The sequence below is a fragment of the Pseudomonas sp. NPDC089547 genome, from assembly GCF_050280665.1.
GTDB lineage: Bacteria > Pseudomonadota > Gammaproteobacteria > Pseudomonadales > Pseudomonadaceae > Aquipseudomonas.
This window is the reverse complement of record NZ_JBNNVS010000001.1, coordinates 65,412-83,538: the sequence shown is the minus strand read 5'-3', so window position 1 is coordinate 83,538 and position 18,127 is coordinate 65,412. Positions and strand designations below refer to the sequence as shown.

Sequence of the window (18,127 nt, the reverse complement as noted above, 5' to 3'; positions counted from 1 at the left end):
CAGCTCCCTCAAACCCACAGCTTCTTGATGTCACGCCCGCCACAGGTCAGGTTGACCATTGCGCGGGTCACCATGACGGCGGTGAACATCGAGGTGAAAATCCCGAGGGACATGGTGACCGCAAAGCCCTTGACCGGGCCGGTACCCATGGCGAACAGGATGCCGCCAACCAGCAGGCTGGTCAGGTTGGCGTCGATGATCGCGGTATAGGCGCGGTTGAAACCTTCGTGGATGGCGCGCTGCACCGACATGCCGGCCTTCAGCTCTTCGCGGATACGCGAGAAGATCAGCACGTTGGCGTCCACCGCCATACCCATGGTCAACACGATACCGGCAATACCCGGCAGGGTCAGGGTGGCGCCCAGCAGCGACATCAATGCCAGCAGCAGCACCATGTTGCCCGCCAGGGCGATGGTGGCGATCACGCCGAAGCCGCGGTAGATGGCAATGATGAACAGCGAGACGAACAGCATGCCCCACAGCGACGCATCGATACCCTTGGTGATGTTGTCGGCACCCAGGCTTGGACCAATGGTACGTTCTTCAGCGAAGTACATCGGCGCGGCCAGACCCCCGGCACGCAGCAGCAGGGCCAGCTCGGACGATTCACCCTGGCCGTTCAGGCCGGTGATGCGGAACTGGCTGCCCAGCGGCGACTGAATGGTCGCCAGGCTGATGATCTTCTTCTCTTCCACGAAGCTTTGTACGGCAACGTCCTTCTCGACGCCGTCGACGGTCTGCTTGACGTAGCGGGTGACCGGCTTCTGCTCGATGAAGATCACCGCCATGCTGCGGCCAACGTTGCTGCGGGTAGCGCGGCTCATCAGCTCGCCACCGTGACCATCCAGACGGATGTTCACCTGTGGGCGGCCGTGCTCGTCAAAGCTGGCCTGGGCGTCGGTTACCTGGTCACCGGTGATGATCAGGCCGCGCTCTACCGGGGCGGAGCGGCCGCCTTCGCGGAACTCGAACACCTCGGTGGTGGCTTTGGACGCGCCCGGCTCGGCACCGAAGCGGAACTCCAGGTTGGCGGTTTTACCGAGGATACGCTTGGCTTCGGCAGTGTCCTGCACGCCTGGCAACTCGACCACGATGCGGTTGGCGCCCTGGCGCTGTACCAGCGGCTCGGCCACGCCCAGCTCGTTGACACGGTTGCGCACGGTGGTGAGGTTCTGCTTGATCGAGTATTCGCGGATCTCGGCAACTTTGGCCTGGGTCAGCGCCAGACGCAGCACCGCAAGCTCGTTGCGCTCGGTGGTGGTCAGGTCGAAGTCATTGAAATTCTTGCGGATCAGGGCTCGTGCCTGTTCGCGGGTAGCATCGTCAGCGAAGCCCAGCATGATGCCGCCATCCTGCTGAGGCAGGCTGCGGTAGCGGACGCGCTCTTTGCGCAGCAAGGTCTTGACCTCGCCTTCGTAGACTTTCATACGGGCCGTCATGGCCTTGTCCATGTCCACTTCCAGCAGGAAGTGCACACCACCGGACAGGTCCAGGCCCAGCTTCATCGGGCTTGCACCCAGGTTGCGCAGCCATTGCGGGGTAGTCTGGGCCAGGTTCAGGGCCACGACGTAATCATCGCCCAGTGCCTTGCGCACTACATCCTTGGCTGGCAGCTGGTCTTCCTGATTGGTCAGGCGGATCAGCCCGCTGCCCTTCTCACCCAGGCTTGCGCCCTTGACGGCAATCTTGGCATCGACCAGCGCCTTGCTGACGCGATCGAGGTCGGCTTGGTTCACCTGCAGCGCCGAACTGGCACCGCTGATCTGCACCGCCGGGTCATCCGGGTAGAGGTTGGGAGCGGAATAAATGAAACCGACCACCAGTACCAGCACGATCAGTGCATATTTCCACAGAGGGTATTTGTTCAGCATCACGCCGCCCGTTCAAGACGCGGGGCGCGTTGCGCGCCCCGACTGGAAAATAAAACCGGTAACTCAGATAGCCTTGAGCGTACCTTTTGGCAGGGTTGCCGCGATGGCACCCTTCTGGAACTTCAGCTCGACCGTGTCGGACACTTCCAGTACCACGAAGTCATCGGAAACCTTGACGATCTTGCCGGCGATGCCGCCGTTGGTGACAACTTCGTCACCTTTCTGCAAGTTGCCCAGCAGGTTTTTCTGCTCTTTGGCACGCTTGGCCTGCGGGCGCCAGATCATCAGGTAGAAGATGACCAGGAAACCGACCAGGAAAATCCACTCGAAGCCGGTACCGGCTGGGCCGGCGGCGGGTGCTGCTGCGTCCGCGTATGCGGCGGGGATCAAGAAGCTCATTGGGCACTCCTAATGTAATTTTCTAATAATGTGTGCGAACAGTCAGTCCAGGGGCGGTACGGGAAGCCCGCGCTTGGCGTAGAAGGCGTCGACAAAGGCGGCCAATTTACCCTGTTGAATAGCCTCGCGTAAACCGGCCATCAAGCGCTGGTAATGGCGCAAGTTGTGGATGGTATTCAGCATGCTGCTCAACATTTCGCCGCACTTGTCCAAGTGATGCAGATAGGCGCGGGAGAAGTTGGTGCAGGTGTAGCAGTCACAGGTCGGATCCAGCGGCGATTCATCGTGGCGATGGAACGCGTTGCGGATCTTGATCACCCCTGTATCGACGAACAGATGGCCGTTGCGCGCGTTACGCGTCGGCATCACGCAGTCGAACATGTCGACGCCGCGGCGCACACCCTCAACGAGATCTTCCGGTTTGCCTACCCCCATAAGGTAACGAGGTTTGTCAGCAGGCATCTGGCCCGGCAGGTAATCCAGCACCTTGATCATTTCGTGCTTGGGTTCGCCCACCGAAAGGCCACCGATGGCCAGGCCGTCAAAGCCGATGTTTTCCAGGCCTTCCAGCGAGCGCATGCGCAGGTCCTGGTACATGCCGCCCTGGACGATACCGAACAGCGCCGCGGTGTTGTCGGCGTGGGCGTTTTTCGAGCGCTGGGCCCAGCGCAGCGACAGCTCCATGGAGGTGCGCGCCACATCGTGCTCGGCCGGGTACGGGGTGCACTCGTCAAAGATCATTACCACGTCCGAGCCCAGGTCGCGCTGCACCTGCATCGACTCTTCCGGGCCCATGAACACTTTCGAGCCATCGACTGGCGAGGCGAAGGTCACGCCCTCTTCCTTGATCTTGCGCATGGCGCCCAGGCTGAACACCTGGAAGCCACCGGAGTCGGTGAGGATCGGGCCTTTCCACTGCATGAAGTCGTGCAGGCCGTTGTGCTTCTTGATCACCTCGGTGCCCGGGCGCAGCCACAGGTGGAAGGTGTTGCCCAGGATCATCTCGGCGCCAATGGCCTCGATATCGCGAGGCAGCATGCCCTTGACCGTGCCATAGGTACCCACTGGCATGAACGCCGGGGTTTCCACGGTGCCACGTGGGAAGGTGATGCGACCACGACGGGCCTTGCCGTCGGTGGCCAGCAGTTCGAAGGACATTCGACAGGTGCGACTCATGCTTGATCCTCGGGGCCGCGTGGCGCCGGATTGCGGGTGATGAACATGGCATCACCGTAACTGAAGAAGCGGTACCCGTTCTCGACCGCCGCCGCGTAGGCGGCCATGGTCTCGGGGTAGCCGGCGAAGGCCGAAACCAGCATCAACAGCGTGGACTCCGGCAGGTGGAAGTTGGTGACCAGGGCGTCGACCACATGGAACGGCCGGCCTGGGTAGATGAAGATGTCGGTGTCGCCGCTGAAGGCCTTGAGCACGCCATCGCGCGCCGCGCTCTCCAGCGAACGAACGCTGGTAGTGCCCACCGCGATCACCCGGCCGCCACGGGCGCGACAGGCCTCGATGGCATCGACCACATCCTGGCCCACTTCGAGCCACTCTTTATGCATGTGGTGGTCTTCGATCTTGTCGACCCGCACTGGCTGGAAGGTGCCCGCCCCCACGTGCAGGGTCACGAAGGCCCGCTCCACGCCCTTGGCGGCGATCTTTTCCAGCAGCGCCTCGTCGAAATGCAGGCCCGCCGTGGGCGCTGCAACCGCACCGGCACGCTGGGCGTACACGGTCTGGTAGCGCTCGCGGTCGGCGCCTTCATCGGGGCGGTCGATGTAAGGCGGCAGCGGCATATGGCCGACGCGGTCGAGCAGTGGCAGCACCTCTTCGGTGAAGCGCAGCTCGAACAGCGTGTCGTGGCGCGCGACCATTTCGGCCTCGCCACCGCCATCGATGAGGATGACCGCGCCTTCTTTCGGCGCCTTGCTGGCACGCACATGGGCCAGCACCCGGTGGCTGTCGAGCACGCGCTCGACCAGCACTTCCAGCTTGCCGCCGGAGGCTTTCTGGCCGAACAACCGCGCCGGGATCACCCGGGTGTTGTTGAACACCATCAGGTCGCCGGGGCGCAGGTGGTCGAGCAAGTCGGGGAATTGCCGGTGCGAAAGCGCGCCGGTCGGCCCATCGAGCACCAGCAGACGGCTGCCATGGCGCTCGGCCAACGGGTGGCGGGCGATCAGGGAATCAGGGAGTTCGAAGGAGAAATCGGCGACGCGCATGATGATGTTCGGTTCGGCAGGGCCGGGAAGTTTAGCCCAATGTGTGAAAATTGACCATGAAAGCCGATTGACCGACCAGCGGCACCTCTCTATACTGCGCGCCACTGCCCTGATGGCGGAATTGGTAGACGCGGCGGATTCAAAATCCGTTTTCGAAAGGAGTGGGAGTTCGAGTCTCCCTCGGGGCACCAAGATCCGGAAAAAACCGACCTTATGGTCGGTTTTTTTTCGTCTGCGATTTCTTGAATTGCCCCCCCATGGCTGCCAGCGCCACGCGGCCCCTGTGCGGCCTTAGCCGCGAACACCGGCAAAGCCGGTGCCAACCACCGCGCTAGATTCTTCGCGGGCTCGCCCGCTCCCACAGGAAACCCGGCCAGCCGTTAGAAATCCGCCCGCAGGGTTACGGTGTAGTTGCGCGGATCCCCGTAGTAGTTCGCCGCATACAGCCAACCGATGCTGGAGAAGTACTTCTTGTCGAACAGGTTGTTGCCGTTCAACGACACGCTGAAGTTCTTGTTGATCTGGTAAGCCACCCGGGCGTTCCAGATGGCATACCCCGCCTGCTCGATCTTGGCTATCCCGTCGGTCCCACCAAAGTTGCCGTGGTAGTTGCGGCTCTGGATGTTGGCGCCAGCGCCCACGGTCCAAGGTGCCCGTTCGCCAGGCAGGTTGTAGTCCGCCCAGAAACGCAGCAGATGCTTGGGCGTGTAGGTGTTGAAGGTGCCGCCGGCCTCGGACTCACCATCAGCCGGGTCGTTGCGGTATTCGGTGTGGGTGTAGGTGTAGCCGGCAAACAGTTGCAGGCGGTCCAGCACCTCGCCGCTGATCTCCGCGTCAAAGCCCTGGGTACGCACCTTGCCACCGGCCACGTAGCAGTTCTCACCACCGTTCACCCCGCACTGCGCGGCCTGGGCGCGGTTTTCCTGGTCGACCTGGAACAGCGCAAAGCTGGTATTCACACGACCGTCGAGCAGCTCACCCTTCAGGCCCATCTCATAGTTGGCGCCTTCTATGGGTTTGAGCGGGGCGTAGTCCACGCTCAGTTCGGTTTGCGGCTTGAAGATATCGGCATAGCTCACGTAAGCCGACCACTGGTCATTCAGCGCGTAGATCAGGCCGCCATAGGGCGTGAACTCGCCGCTTTCGCGCGAGTGGGCCGGGGTTGGTGACACGCCGTTGAAACGGTGCAGTTCGTAATCGTAGGTGTAATTGCTGGTGCGCCCACCCAATACCAGGGTCAAAGGGTCGGCCAGCTTGTAGCGCGTGACCGCGTACAGCCCGTTTTGGCGAATCTTGCCTTTGGATGTGCCGGGGTAGGTGTTTGTCGTGCCGTTGCCCAGCAGTTGGTCCTGGGTCGGGCGCTGCGGCGAGACCGGGTCGTAGATGTTCATCGGCCCCAGGTTCAGGAAGCCGCCTTGCAGGTCGTCGGTCTTCAAGTCACTGGCGTTGGCGCCCACCACCACTTCGTGCTCCCGGCCAAAGGCGCGCCACTTGCCGGTCAGGTTGATGTCGGCACCTTTGTTGATGTTCTCGAAGTCGTACATGTAGGCACGCGAGCGCATACCGTCGCCGGTGGCCGGGTCGACAGCACCCCGGCCGAAACTGTAGAGGATGTAGTTGGTTTCGCGCATGTAGCTGCCGGAAGCCTTCAGGCGCCAGTCTTCGTTGAAGTCGTGGGTAACGTCGGCAAAGTAGGTGGTCTGCTTGTTATCCCATTTGTTCCAGTCGGCGCCCGTGTAGGTGGAGCGGCTGACGTTCACGGCGCTGCCGTCCTTGTTGCGCGGCAGGCCACTGAAGAATGGCGTGGAATGCAGGTCTTCGACACTGGCGCCCGCCGCTACCGTGGTGGCGGCGCCTAGGTCGTATTCAAGGATGCCGTAAAGCACGTTCTTGCGGCTTTCGGCGGTGTCGTAGAAGTAGTTCTGGTCTTCGTGCCCGGCCACCACACGGCCACGGAGCGAGCCATCGGCATTGAGCGGGGCGCCGGCATCGACAGTTTGACGATAGGTATCCCAGGAACCGGCACTGGCAGTAACGGAAAAGAACGGGTCGGCTTTCGGCCGTTTGCGCACTAGGTTGATGGCTGCCCCCGGGTTGCCGCTGCCTTGCAGCAGGCCGTTGGCACCGCGCAGGATTTCGACACGGTCGTACAACAGCGTGTCGGAAGTGAAGCTGCTGCCGATGGCGTAGTAGCGGCGGTCGAGTGGCACGCCGTCGTACTGGATGGTTTCCACCTCGAAACCACGGGAGTAGATGTACTTGCCGCCGGACGGGCTTTGCAAGGTGGTAATGCCGGTGGTCTTTTCCAGCACTTCATCCAGGGTATCGAGGCGCTGGTCATCCATGGCCTTGCGCGTGACCACGCTGACCGACTGGGGAATGTCCTTGAGGCGGTGGGTGCCCTTGCCGATGGTGACGGCGCTGGTGGTGTAGCTGCCCGAGCCCTCGGTGGTTGCATTATCCTGGACGCCATTGATGTTCAGCGGTTCCAGATTCAAGGCGGCGCCACCCGACGCTGCGCTCAGCGGAACAGGCTGCAAGCCATAGACATTGTTGCCGCGGCGCACGGCCTGCAGGCCAGTACCGGCCAATAGGTGCTGCAACCCTTCTTCGACCCCATACTGCCCTTGCAGCCCCGGGCTGGAGAGCCCACGGGTCAGTTCCGAGGTGTATTGCAGGGTGAACCCTCCTTCACTGGCAAACCGTGCAAGTACCTGGGCCAGGCTGCCGGACGCGATGCTGTAGGCTTGCGGCGCCTGCCCGGTCGCAGCCAGGGCGTGCGCGCCAATACCCTGCAGGGCAATGGCCAGGGCGCTCAGGGCGAGTAGCCGACGATAGCTGGGCACGCGTGGTTGAACCTTGGCGAGGCCGGTCGTGGCGACCGGTGAAGAAGAGCGGATCATTGAGAAGTTGTCCCTTTATGTGTGGCAGTTCCACAGATAAGGACTGACGAGTTTCAAAAACGGGCCAATTCTCATTAACGTTTGCTGACGGTAACCCAGTAGCGGGTGCGGTAGTCCACTTGCACTGCCAATGTGGCAGGCAGCGCAGCCAGGATGGCGTCGGTGTTTTCCAGCTGGAAAGCGCCGCTGATCAGGAGGTGCCCGGCATCGGCCTGACAGCGCAACCAACCCGGTCGATAGCGCCCCAGTTCGCTGAGGAATTCGCGCAAGGGCATCTCTTCGACCACAAGCTGGCCATGGGTCCATTGGCTGTCCTGCTCACGGGCCGGCAGCAAGGCACCCTGCCCCCAGGCATCGAAAGTCAGCTGCTGGCCGGCCTCAAGTGTTTGCGCTGGGCCACGGGCAGGCATCACCCTTACTGCCCCCTGGAACACGGTCAGTTGGGTCGTGCCCTCGCGCTGGCGAACCATGAAGCGAGTACCCAAGGCTTCCATCAGGCCTTGCACGGTGGCAACGCGCAGTGGCCGGTGAACGGTGCTGTGGCTATCCCGCCCGCTGTCGACCAGCACTTCGCCACGGCGCAGGCTGATCAGCCGTTGCTGCGCGTCGAAGTCCACGTCCACGGCGGTGTCGGTGTTCATGTCCAGCAAGGTACCGTCAGCCAAGGTCATTTGCCTGTGCTGGCCAACATCGGTGGCATAAGCCGACTGCGGTACAAGCTGGCGATAGCCCACGTAACCGAGCGGCGCGACGATGGCCAGTGCCAGCATCTGCTTCATCACCTGCCGGCGTTCACGGTTCAAGGTGCCCATGGCCAGTTGCTGCGGCAACATGCCCAACCGGGCCTGAACCCGTAGTGCCTTCTGCCAGGCCCGCTCATGCTCGGGCGCCGCCGCGCGCCAGCGGCTACAGGCAGCGCGCTGGGCCGGGCTGACGGCCTCGTCGAGCATCAGCATGTGCCAGTTGGCGGCTTGCCGAGCTACTTCCGGGGTGATGCGCAGTTGCTGGCTGGGCATCAGAAATCGTCGTCGAACAGGATGCAGGCTTGCAGGGCATTGGCCATGTGCCGCTTGACCGTGCGTTCGCCAATGCCCAGGCGGCGCGCCACCTCGATGTAGGTCAGGCCCTCCAGCTGCACCAGCAGGAACACCGAGCGCACCACCGGCTTGAAGGTGTCGAGCAACGCGTCCAGTTGCTGCAAGGTTTCGCGCATTTCCCATTGGTCTTCGGCGGACAGCGCGAACAACTCCGGCAATTGCGCGAGCATTTCCAGGTAGGCACGCTCCAGTGACTGGCGGCGGAAATGGTCATAGACCAGACGCCGGCTGACCGTTGCCAGGTAGGCCCGGGGGCGCTGCAGGCTCAGGCTGGCACCCGCCTTCTGCTGGGCCTGAAGGATCCGCAGGAAGGTGTCCTGCGCCAGGTCGGCCGCCTGCGCCGAACAGCCCAGCCGGCGGTACAGCCACTGCTTGAGCCATCCATTGTGCTCGGCATAGACCTGACTCAGATCGTCATTAATCACGGGGCATCCCTCCGGGCGAGGATGGCACCTTAGATGATAACGATTATCAGATCAATTGTTCCTGCATCGGTCCTGTCGCGGGTACCGGAATAATTGGCGACACACCAATGACTTCAGGGCCTGCCGCCATATCCGCATTCTATTGGTAGCTCACCTGACTAGCACTTAAGCTGTCATTCATCGGATATATGCCGAAAGTATTGATAGCGTAATGGCACTTAGCCATAGTTGCGTTCCCCTCCCACCACGGCCTGTGTGACCCATGAAAACAATCGCGCCCTGCATGGCGGCAATGATGCTGCTCAGTGGGTGCAATGGAGTGCCAACCTCGTACGTTTCCGATCCCGTTTACAGCCAGGCCTTCGTGGTCACCTCCGGTGCCCCGTTGCCGATGTTGCTGATGGCCAGTGCCATCCAGTGGAACGAGGATTACGCCGTAACCGCCAAACACACCCCCTTCCTGCGCAACGTGGTCCACGAGGGCCTCGGTGACGTGGTGTTCTTCAAGCACAAAGCCAGCAACGTGCCGCACTGGCGCCAGTATGTGCCTGGCGAAGCGGTGACAGCGGTGGGTTTCAACAGCTTCATGATGCCGATGCAGGGCAAGGGCCATGCAATGCCATCACTGGTAAGGCTTGAAGGCACGCCAGGCAGCGTCTTCTACTCGGTACATGACGGCCCGATCACCAAAGGCATGTCGGGTGGGCCAGTGTTCGCCGATGACGGCAAAGTGGTCGGGATCAACGTCGCCATCATCCCTACCAGCGAAATCGATGCCGGCAAGCGCCCGGACCTGGCTGGCAAGGAGCGGATCAGCGTGTTCATGTCGTTCAACGAGATCGACAAGGAATGGCGGCGCTTCCAGTACCTGACAGCGCACAAGGGCAAGCCTCAGGCACCGGCTTCGGTCAAAGGCTACGTGGCGGTTGCCGCCAAGCCGTGAGGCAGGCCGGGTCGCGTTTGTGGATGGAAAGCGGCTTATGATGTGAGGCTGATGGCCCTTTCGCGGGCACGCCCGCTCCCACAGGACCGGCGCAGGCTTCGAGACCTGTACAGTACCTGTGGGAGCGGGCTTGCCCGCGAAGAGGCCCTGCCAGCCCGCGCAAGAAGGAACTACCATGCACCTGACCCACCGCCCCGTCCAGCCAGACGACATCCCAGCCATCTGCAGCTTCCCGCAAAACCCGGACGAACTGTTCTACATGTTCCCCAAAGCCACGTACCCCCTCACTCCCGTCCAGTTGAGCGATGCCATCGCCCAGCGCAGCGGCTCCACGGTGGTGGAAGGCAACGGCACGATCCTGGCCTTCGCCAATTTCTACAAAGCCGAACACGGCGGCGTGTGTGCCCTGGGTAACGTGGTCGTGGCGCCCAACGCGCGCGGCCATGGGGTAGCGCGCTACATGGTTACCACCATGATCGAACTTGCCCGGCAGCAATACTCTGCCCGGGAGGTCTGGGTGTCATGCTTCAATCACAACACCGCAGGTTTGCTGCTTTATCCACAGCTGGGCTTCGTGCCGTTCGGCATCGAGGAACGGCCGGCGTGGGATGGCACGCGGGTGGCGCTGGTGCAGATGAAGCAGCAGTTCAGCTAACGGGGCACGACTTGTGGCTGAACATGAAGGTTGAAGCCCAAGGCTCGAATGACTTTCAAAACATCGTCAAACCGAGGCTTTGCGCTTGGGCTCAGCGCGTTGTAAAGACCTTCTCTGCCCAAGTCACTATCGGCAGCGATCTGTGTCATCCCTCGTGCCCGCACGATATGGCCCAATGCCCGAATGACTTCCTCGGTATCACCGTCAGACAGTACCTGGCTAAGGTACTCACAGATCGCCTCATCACTGGTCAACAGCGCTGCCATATCAAACGGAATCAGTTTTTCGCTCATTTCATCTCCTTCAGCACCGCTCGGTTTTCAGATATTAAAGCGCTTGACTCTGTCGCCCCTCATCCGTGATGGGAATTCAGGCACTTCTCATAACCAGGTCAGACTTTTCTCTTCACATCAGCTCATAGATCCCTTGCAACATTCGGCACCCGAACCTTCGACGCCCCTCGACGTCCGATCCTGCATCCCCTGCATTCCGAGGTACCCCCGCGTGAAAGACATCATCACCCGCAAGTACCGCCTGGTCGTGAAGACCATTGGCTACATCGGCTGGTCGCTGTTCTGGCTGTTGATCTGGGATGTGCTGGTCACCATCGACTTCATGCTGTTCTTCAACAGCAAGTTCACCTTGCCGCTGATCCCGTTGACCTTGCTGGGCTCGGCGCTGGTGGTGCTGGTGAGTTTCCGCAACAGCAGCGCCTACAACCGCTGGTGGGAGGCGCGTACCTTGTGGGGGGCGCTGGTGAACGGGTCGCGCAGCTTTGCCCGGCAGACGCTGACCCTGATCGATGACCCGGCTGATGGCCTGAACCCGGTCAAGGCCACGCTGTTGCGCCGGCATATCGCCTATGTGAACTGCCTGGCGGCTCACTTGAAGGGTGAAAGCTGCCCGGATGAGCTGATGGCCTTCATACCGCCGGCCGAGTTTGAACGGCGTAACCGCTCGAACAACTTCGCCAACGACATTCTCGGCGGTTCGGCGGCCCTGTTAGCGCGGGAATACCAGGCCGGGAGGCTAGACAGCATTCGCCTGGCACGGCTGGAGTCGACATTGGTCGACCTGTCCAATGCCCAGGGTGGCATGGAGCGGATTGCCAATACGCCGCTGCCCTACCCTTATGTGTATTTTCCGCGGCTGTTCATCACCCTGTTCTGCCTGATCGTGCCGGTCGGCCTGGTGGAGTCGCTGGGCTGGTTCACGCCGCTGGCATCGACCGTGGTGGGGTTCATGTTGCTGGCCATCGAGCGGATCGGCACGGATTTGCAGAGCCCGTTCAAGTTCAGTGAGCACCAGATCCAGATGGACACCATTTGCGAGACGATCGAGCGCAACCTGGACTCGATGCAGCGGGAGGCGCAGTGTGCCGAGGTGGCGGGAGCCTGAAAGAATTTGGGGCTGCTTTGCAGCCCATCGCGACACAAGGCCGCTCCTACAGGGGATCGCGATCTCTTGTAGGAGCGGCCTTGTGTCGCGAAAGGGCCGCAACGCGGCCCCGGCTATCGGTCAGGCACGCACATAACGCTGGCGCAACACATCACTCAACATGTCCACCAGCAACACCAGCACCAGCATGCCGATGATCACCGTGCTGGCCTGCGCTTCCTGGAACAGGCTCAAGGTGGTGTACAGCATCTGCCCCAACCCACCCGCCCCCACAAACCCCAGCACGCTGGCCATGCGGATGTTGTTCTCCCAGCGGTACAAGCTGTATGCCAGCAACTGCGGCCACAAGTTGGGCAAGGTACCAAAGCAGAACGCCGCCACCTGGCTGCCCCCCTGCAAGCGGATCGCCGCAGCAGGTTCCGCCGGCGCGTTCTCCAGCGCTTCGGCAAACAGCCGCCCCAGCACGCCAGCGGTGTGCAACGCCAACGCCAGGGTACCGGCATTGGGCCCAAGCCCGGCCGCCAGCACGGTCAGCGCCGCCCACACCAGTTCGGGTATGGCCCGCAGGGCATTCAGCAGCAAGCGCGCCGCACCCTGCACTGGCCAACCGAAGCGTCCGGCCGCCGGCAGTGCCAGCAACATCCCCAGCACCATCGCCAACAAGGTGCCCAGCCCCGACATGGCCAGGGTTTCCAGTGCTCCGCGCCACACCGCCTTCAGGTGCCCGGCAGACAGGTCCGGGTGCAGGAACCGCCCGGCGTATTCCCCCATCTGCCCCAGCCCACCGTTGCCGACCAGTGCATGCAGGTCCAGCTCCAGATAAGCGAACGAGGCCACTACCGCCGCCACGATTGCACCCAGCAACAACAGGTTGATTGCCCGGTTCATGCCAGCCTCCAGCGCAGCACGCGGCTGAGCAGGTCGGCCAGCATCACCAGCAGCAGGAACGTCAGCAGCATGCTCGCCACCTCGGCACCGGCGAACATACGCATCGACAGGTCGATCTGCTGGCCCAGCCCGCCAGCACCGACAAACCCCATCACCACCGAAGCGCGCACCGCGCATTCCCAGCGGTACACGGTGTAAGACACCACTTCGGACGCTGCATTAGGCAGGATGCCGTAGAGAAAAGCGGTCAACCGGCCACTGCCGGCTTGCAACAAGGCATGGACCGGGCGCTGGTCGACCGATTCGAAGATTTCGGCGTAGACCTTGCCCAGCATGCCGCTGTAGGTGATGGCGATGGCCAACACACCCGCCGTCGGCCCCAGCCCCACGGCGCGCACGAACAGCAACGCCCAGACGATTTCCGGCACGCTGCGCAGGAAAATCAGCAACCCGCGCACCGGCAGGCGCACAAGGCGCGACCTCAATCCGGCACGCCCGGCACGAGAGGCTGCACGCAGCGACAAAGCACGGCTAGCCAACAGCCCGGCAGGAATTGCTAAAAGCAGCGCCAGCGCCATGCCAACAGTCGCTACGGCGAGGGTCTGCAACGTGGCTTCGTAAAGCAGCGAAAGGAATTCGGCGTCATGCGCCGGCGGCCAGAAAGCGCTGGTGAAAACGGCGATCTGCCGTCGGTTCTCGGCCTGCAACAGCACCCCAAGGTTCAATTCGCTCAACTGAATACCCGGCCACAGTACCGCCACGGCCAGCAAAGCGAGCAGCACCCGCGGCAGCAAGGCCGGGTCGCGGCTATCTGCCTTCAGCATCGGGGGATGTGCACGGTCAGGGTTGGCCCCTGGGTGGGCGGCGAAGCCAGTTGTTCGTTGGCATAAAGCGCATCCAGCATCGGTTCGGTAACCGCTTCGGCCAGGCAATCAAATATCACCTGCCCCTCACGAATGCCGATCACCCGTGGAAAATGCGCCAGCGCCAGCTCAACGGCATGCAAGCTCGCCACCAGGGTCACGCCGTTGGCCTGGGCATGTCGGTTGAGCAAGGCCAGGCTGTGGTCAGCCAGCACCGGGTCCATGGCTGACACCGGTTCGTCGGTCAGCAGCAGTTGCGGTTGCTGATACAACACCCGGGCAATGCCTACCCGCTGCAACTGGCCACCGGACAACTGCCCGCACTGCACGAACAGCTTGTCGGCCAGACCCAGCTCAGCCAACACCTGGCGCGCACCTGCCACATCGCTGGGGTACAGCAGGTTGAGCAAACCACGCAGCACACCCCACTGCCCCAGGCGGCCTGCCAGCACCGCCGTGACCACCCGCTGGCGCGGCGGCAAGGGCGGCGCCTGATGCACCAGGCCGACCCGCGCCCGCAGGCGCTGGCGTGCCCTGGCGGACAACGCCCAGGGCCGTTCACCCAGCAACTCCAGGCGCCCGCTACTGGGCTCGATGGCAGTGGCCATAAGGTGCAGCAAGCTGGACTTGCCCGCCCCCGACGGCCCGATGATGGCAACACGTTCGCCCTGCCCGATGCGCAAATTGACCGCGTCAAGCGCACGTACCTGGCCATGGCGCAGGCTGGCACCGTGCAGGTGAACGGCCACGGTCGAAGCTGTCACTTGAGCAGGCCAGCCTCGCGTGCAGCTTGCTCGGTGCCCACGTAGTTCTCAGGCTTGGTCTCGATGAAACGGCTGGCGGCCTGCAGGTCAAGGATCGCCTTGTGCTCGGGGTTGGCCGGGTCGAGGTCGAGGAAGGCCTTCTTGATTTTCTCTTTCAGCGCCGGGGCCATGTTGCCTCGCACGGTCCAGTTGTAGTCGAAGTAAGTCGGGGTGGTGGCGAACACTTTCACCTTGGCGGTATCGACCTTGCCGGCGTCCACCAGCTTCTGCCACACGCTGGCATTGAGCACGCCGCCATCGACTTTGCCGGCCTGCACCCAGGCCACGGTAGCGTCATGCGCGCCGGAGTAGGCCACGCGGCTGAAGTAGTCCTCAGGCTTGATATTGTCCTGCTTGAGCATGAAATAACGCGGCATCAGGCTGCCCGAGGTAGACGAAATGGAACCGAAGGCGAACGACTTGCCCTTGAGGTCGGCCAGGCTCTTCACGTCGGGGTTGGCAGTGATGAACTTGGAGGTGAACTGCGCGTCCTGCTCACGCTGTACCAGAGGCGTGGCAGCCGGGTCTTTCAGGTGCACCTGGACAAAGGTAAAGCCACCCAGCCAGGCCAGGTCCAGCCGGTCGGCGGCCAGCGACTCGACCACGGCCGGGTAATCGGCCACCGGTACGAACTTCACCTCCATGCCCAATTGCCTGGCCAGGTACTCGCCCAGCGGCTTGAACTTGCGCTGCAGTTCGGTTGGCGCCTCGTCGGGGATGGCGCTGACCCGCAGTGTTTCAGCGGCCTGGACGACAACGGCACAGCAGGACAGCACGAGGCCGGCGGCGATCGCCAAGGGGCGTTTGAGCATGGGTGTTCTCCGGTTCAAGAGCGGGACAATGCCAACAAAACCGCCGACTAATCCGCCGACAACGGCAAGTATAAGAGGCAAAGGCGCAATGGCCAGCTTTGCTACACTCGCGCAACAATTCGACCTGCCGAGGTACGTATGAGCGAGCCGATCCGCCTTACCCAGTACAGCCACGGTGCCGGCTGTGGCTGCAAGATTTCCCCCAAGGTGCTGGACGTGATCCTCGCCGAAAGTGGCGCCCAGGCCCTGGACCCGAAGCTGTGGGTCGGCAACGCCTCGCGCGACGATGCCGCCGTGTACGCGCTGGACGACGAACGCGGCGTGGTCTCGACCACCGACTTCTTCATGCCCATCGTCGATGACCCGTACGATTTCGGCCGCATCGCCGCCACCAACGCCATCAGCGATATCTACGCCATGGGCGGCGACCCGCTGATGGCCATCGCCATCCTCGGCTGGCCGATCAATGTGCTGCCACCGGAAGTCGCCCGTGAAGTGATTCGCGGTGGCCGGGCGGTGTGCGCCGAAGCCGGTATCCCGCTGGCTGGCGGCCACTCCATCGACGCCCCCGAACCGATCTTCGGCCTGGCCGTCACTGGCGTGGTCAGCAAGCGCCACCTCAAGCGCAACGACACCGCCGCTGCCGGCTGCAAACTGTACCTGACCAAACCCCTGGGCATCGGCATCCTCACCACCGCCGAGAAAAAGGCCAGGCTGCGTGCGCAGGACCAGGGCCTGGCACGTGACTGGATGTGCACCCTCAATACCCCCGGCAGCCGCTTCGGCAAGCTCGACGGGGTCAAGGCCATGACCGACGTCACCGGTTTCGGCCTGCTCGGCCATCTGGTCGAGCTGGCTGAAGGCAGTGGCCTTACCGCGCACCTGGACTACGCCGCCGTTCCGCGCCTGCCCAGCGTCGACCACTACCTGGCCGAGGGTTGCATCCCTGGCGGCACCCTGCGCAACTTCGACAGCTACGGCCACAAGATTGGCGCGCTCAGCGACGAGCAGAAACACCTGCTGTGCGACCCACAGACCAGCGGTGGCCTGCTGGTGGCAGTCGCCCTGGAGGGCGAAGCCGAGTTCCTTGCCGTGGCGGCCGAGCTGGGCCTGCAACTGGCGCCGATCGGCAAGCTGGTCGAGCGACAGAGCCACGCGGTCGAGGTGATCTGATGCGCCCCGACTGCACCGACTTTGGCCATCTGTTCCTCAATGATGTGCCGATGATGGACATGCGCGCGCCCGTCGAATTCGCCAAGGGCGCCTTCCCCGGTGTGGTCAACCTGCCGCTGATGAACGATCAGGAGCGGCAGAAGGTCGGCACCTGCTTCAAGCAACAGGGCCAGGCGGCCGCCATCGCCCTGGGCCACAAGCTGGTCAGCGGCGCCACCAAACAGGCACGGATGGACGCCTGGGTGGCCTTCACTCAGGCCCACCCGCAAGGGTACCTGTACTGCTTCCGTGGTGGCCTACGTTCGCAGATCGTGCAGGGCTGGCTGCGCGATGAGGCGGGTATTCAGTACCCGCGTGTCAAAGGTGGCTACAAGGCCATGCGTACCTTCCTGCTGGAGACGACCCAGCAGGCGGTGGCCCAATGCGATTTCGTGCTGGTGGGTGGCCTGACCGGCACCGGCAAGACCGATGTGCTGCATCAGTTGGCCAACGTGCTGGACCTGGAAGGCCACGCGAACCATCGTGGCTCCAGCTTCGGCAAGCGCGCTACTGCGCAACCCGCGCAGATCGACTTCGAAAACCAGCTGGCGATCGATGTGCTGAAAAAGCGTGCCAGCGGGATCGAGCAGTTCGTGCTGGAAGATGAAGGCCGTATCGTTGGCAGTTGCACGGTGCCGCTGGAGTTGTACCAGGGCATGCAGCAGTACCCGCTGGTGTGGCTGGAAGACAGCTTTGCCAACCGTGTTGAGCGTATCCTGCGTGATTATGTGGTCAACCTGAGTGCCGAGTTCGCCGCTGTTCATGGCGAGGAAGAAGGCCGCCAGCTGTTTGCCGAGCGCATGTTGCAAAGCATGGGCAACATCTACAAGCGCTTGGGTGGCGAGCGCTATCAGCGCTTGTCAGCGATTCTGCGCGAAGCCCTGGAAGAGCAGCAGCGCAGCGGCACGGTAGACCTGCACCGGGTCTGGATCGAAGGCTTGCTGAACGAGTACTACGACCCGATGTATGCCTACCAACGGGCAGCCAAGGCCGAGCGTATAGAGTTTGCCGGGGATGGCTTGGAAGTGCGCGAATACCTCAAGGCCCGGGCGCTGCGCGAACCGCGAATCTGACAGGCGCTGCATAACCTGTAGGAGCGGCCTTGCGTCGCGAAAGGGCTGTGCAGCAGCCCCGGCTATTGCTGCCTTGATGCTGACATCCCGGGGCCGCTTTGCGGCCCTTTCGCGACACAAGGCCGCTCCTACAAGAGTAGGCCAATCATTCCTGTAAAGGCTCTACTGCCCCGGGCTAAGCACCCGCTCCAGCTCCGCCGCCCGGTCGCGGGTCATGTCCATCAGGCAGCTGCCACCTTCCAGCTGCGCCATGGTCCCGCCACTGGCCTGCACATGGAACTGGCAATTGCCATCGCGGTAGGCCAGCCACTTGCGCTGCACATCGCGCAGGCTCTTCTGCTGCCCGGCATCCAGCCTGCCCATCAGTTGCTTGTACACCCGGTTCAAGCGCTGGTCCTGCACCTGCGTCTCGGCCCCGATGCAGTCACTCATGGCCACGGTAGTGGAGGCCTTGTCCATGCACTGGCCATAGGCCGGTGTGTAATCGTCCGCCACCGCTATCGGCAGCACGCAGGCCAGCGCCAGGCCTGCCAGGTAATGCTTGATCATGCGAATCCTCCTTG

Annotated in this window: 18 protein-coding genes and 1 tRNA gene; 6 read left to right on the top strand and 13 right to left on the bottom strand. The window is 62.7% G+C overall.

Translation table 11 applies throughout. The features are described 5' to 3' along the window. Window positions 1–8 precede the first annotated feature (8 nt). From secD to queA, 4 genes are all read right to left on the bottom strand, one after another. Window positions 9–1,871, bottom strand: a complete 1,863-nt coding sequence (gene secD, locus ACQKPZ_RS00285; protein WP_060501849.1) for a protein translocase subunit SecD — start codon at window positions 1,869–1,871, stop codon at window positions 9–11. A gap of 63 nt (window positions 1,872–1,934) precedes the next feature. After that, a complete protein-coding gene (gene yajC / locus ACQKPZ_RS00280; RefSeq protein ID WP_056795769.1) occupies window positions 1,935–2,270 on the bottom strand; it encodes a preprotein translocase subunit YajC in 336 nt (111 codons plus the stop codon). 42 nt (window positions 2,271–2,312) lie between these two features. Further along, window positions 2,313–3,428, bottom strand: a complete 1,116-nt coding sequence (gene tgt, locus ACQKPZ_RS00275) for a tRNA guanosine(34) transglycosylase Tgt (RefSeq protein ID WP_014589748.1) — start codon at window positions 3,426–3,428, stop codon at window positions 2,313–2,315. Window positions 3,429–3,442: 14 nt separating this feature from the next. Next, the gene (queA, locus tag ACQKPZ_RS00270; protein ID WP_104834019.1) at window positions 3,443–4,492 is read right to left on the bottom strand and encodes a tRNA preQ1(34) S-adenosylmethionine ribosyltransferase-isomerase QueA; all 1,050 of its coding nucleotides are present in this window, start codon (window positions 4,490–4,492) and stop codon (window positions 3,443–3,445) included. A gap of 106 nt (window positions 4,493–4,598) precedes the next feature. Between queA and ACQKPZ_RS00265 the strand changes: the two genes are divergently transcribed. Further along, window positions 4,599–4,683: transfer RNA gene (locus ACQKPZ_RS00265), tRNA-Leu, on the top strand. 189 nt (window positions 4,684–4,872) lie between these two features. On the opposite strand, the gene ACQKPZ_RS00260 is transcribed toward ACQKPZ_RS00265, so the two are convergent. The 3 genes from ACQKPZ_RS00260 to ACQKPZ_RS00250 all read right to left on the bottom strand — a co-directional run bounded on the left by ACQKPZ_RS00260 (window position 4,873) and on the right by ACQKPZ_RS00250 (window position 8,917). Next, window positions 4,873–7,395 (bottom strand): TonB-dependent siderophore receptor, encoded by a 2,523-nt coding sequence (locus ACQKPZ_RS00260; protein WP_427534921.1) that lies wholly within the window; start codon window positions 7,393–7,395, stop codon window positions 4,873–4,875. 74 nt (window positions 7,396–7,469) lie between these two features. Continuing rightward, a complete protein-coding gene (locus ACQKPZ_RS00255; protein WP_427534919.1) occupies window positions 7,470–8,411 on the bottom strand; it encodes a FecR domain-containing protein in 942 nt (313 codons plus the stop codon). Continuing rightward, window positions 8,411–8,917 carry a sigma-70 family RNA polymerase sigma factor gene (locus ACQKPZ_RS00250; protein WP_427534917.1) on the bottom strand — a complete coding sequence of 169 codons (507 nt, stop codon included), beginning with the start codon at window positions 8,915–8,917 and terminating at the stop codon, window positions 8,411–8,413. Before ACQKPZ_RS00250 ends, ACQKPZ_RS00255 begins: the two co-directional genes overlap by 1 nt. Before the next feature lie 295 nt (window positions 8,918–9,212). Between ACQKPZ_RS00250 and ACQKPZ_RS00245 the strand changes: the two genes are divergently transcribed. Then, on the top strand, window positions 9,213–9,860 hold the full coding sequence (locus ACQKPZ_RS00245) for a trypsin-like peptidase domain-containing protein (RefSeq protein WP_427535164.1): 648 nt from the start codon (window positions 9,213–9,215) through the stop codon (window positions 9,858–9,860). A 175-nt stretch (window positions 9,861–10,035) separates the two neighbouring features. Beyond that, window positions 10,036–10,515 (top strand): N-acetyltransferase family protein, encoded by a 480-nt coding sequence (locus tag ACQKPZ_RS00240; protein WP_427534915.1) that lies wholly within the window; start codon window positions 10,036–10,038, stop codon window positions 10,513–10,515. Here ACQKPZ_RS00240 and ACQKPZ_RS00235 read toward each other — a convergent pair. Continuing rightward, window positions 10,512–10,808 (bottom strand): addiction module antidote protein, encoded by a 297-nt coding sequence (locus ACQKPZ_RS00235; protein WP_427534914.1) that lies wholly within the window; start codon window positions 10,806–10,808, stop codon window positions 10,512–10,514. The genes ACQKPZ_RS00240 and ACQKPZ_RS00235 overlap by 4 nt on opposite strands. 211 nt (window positions 10,809–11,019) lie before the next feature. Between ACQKPZ_RS00235 and ACQKPZ_RS00230 the strand changes: the two genes are divergently transcribed. Beyond that, complete coding sequence (locus ACQKPZ_RS00230) at window positions 11,020–11,913, top strand: bestrophin family protein (protein ID WP_427534913.1); 894 nt, start codon at window positions 11,020–11,022, stop codon at window positions 11,911–11,913. A 120-nt stretch (window positions 11,914–12,033) separates the two neighbouring features. Here ACQKPZ_RS00230 and phnE read toward each other — a convergent pair whose 3' ends face one another. From phnE to ACQKPZ_RS00210, 4 genes are read right to left on the bottom strand one after another with little or no spacing between them, the layout of a single operon-like run. Further along, complete coding sequence (phnE, locus tag ACQKPZ_RS00225; RefSeq protein ID WP_427534912.1) at window positions 12,034–12,801, bottom strand: phosphonate ABC transporter, permease protein PhnE; 768 nt, start codon at window positions 12,799–12,801, stop codon at window positions 12,034–12,036. Continuing rightward, window positions 12,798–13,625 carry a PhnE/PtxC family ABC transporter permease gene (locus ACQKPZ_RS00220; protein ID WP_427534911.1) on the bottom strand — a complete coding sequence of 276 codons (828 nt, stop codon included), beginning with the start codon at window positions 13,623–13,625 and terminating at the stop codon, window positions 12,798–12,800. The genes phnE and ACQKPZ_RS00220 overlap by 4 nt, the downstream gene beginning before the upstream one ends. Continuing rightward, window positions 13,619–14,428: a phosphonate ABC transporter ATP-binding protein gene (locus ACQKPZ_RS00215; protein WP_427534909.1), complete on the bottom strand. Its 810-nt coding sequence runs from the start codon at window positions 14,426–14,428 to the stop codon at window positions 13,619–13,621. The genes ACQKPZ_RS00220 and ACQKPZ_RS00215 overlap by 7 nt, the downstream gene beginning before the upstream one ends. Next, window positions 14,425–15,279, bottom strand: coding sequence for a putative selenate ABC transporter substrate-binding protein (locus tag ACQKPZ_RS00210; RefSeq protein WP_427534908.1), 855 nt, complete (start codon window positions 15,277–15,279; stop codon window positions 14,425–14,427). Before ACQKPZ_RS00210 ends, ACQKPZ_RS00215 begins: the two co-directional genes overlap by 4 nt. A 138-nt stretch (window positions 15,280–15,417) precedes the next feature. On the opposite strand from ACQKPZ_RS00210, the gene selD reads away from it, so the two are divergent. After that, on the top strand, window positions 15,418–16,452 hold the full coding sequence (gene selD / locus ACQKPZ_RS00205) for a selenide, water dikinase SelD (protein WP_427534906.1): 1,035 nt from the start codon (window positions 15,418–15,420) through the stop codon (window positions 16,450–16,452). Next, a complete protein-coding gene (gene mnmH, locus ACQKPZ_RS00200; protein ID WP_427534905.1) occupies window positions 16,452–17,564 on the top strand; it encodes a tRNA 2-selenouridine(34) synthase MnmH in 1,113 nt (370 codons plus the stop codon). The genes selD and mnmH overlap by 1 nt, the downstream gene beginning before the upstream one ends. A gap of 162 nt (window positions 17,565–17,726) precedes the next feature. On the opposite strand, the gene ACQKPZ_RS00195 is transcribed toward mnmH, so the two are convergent. Further along, window positions 17,727–18,113 (bottom strand): lysozyme inhibitor LprI family protein, encoded by a 387-nt coding sequence (locus tag ACQKPZ_RS00195; protein ID WP_391124381.1) that lies wholly within the window; start codon window positions 18,111–18,113, stop codon window positions 17,727–17,729. Between the last annotated feature and the right edge of the window lie 14 nt (window positions 18,114–18,127).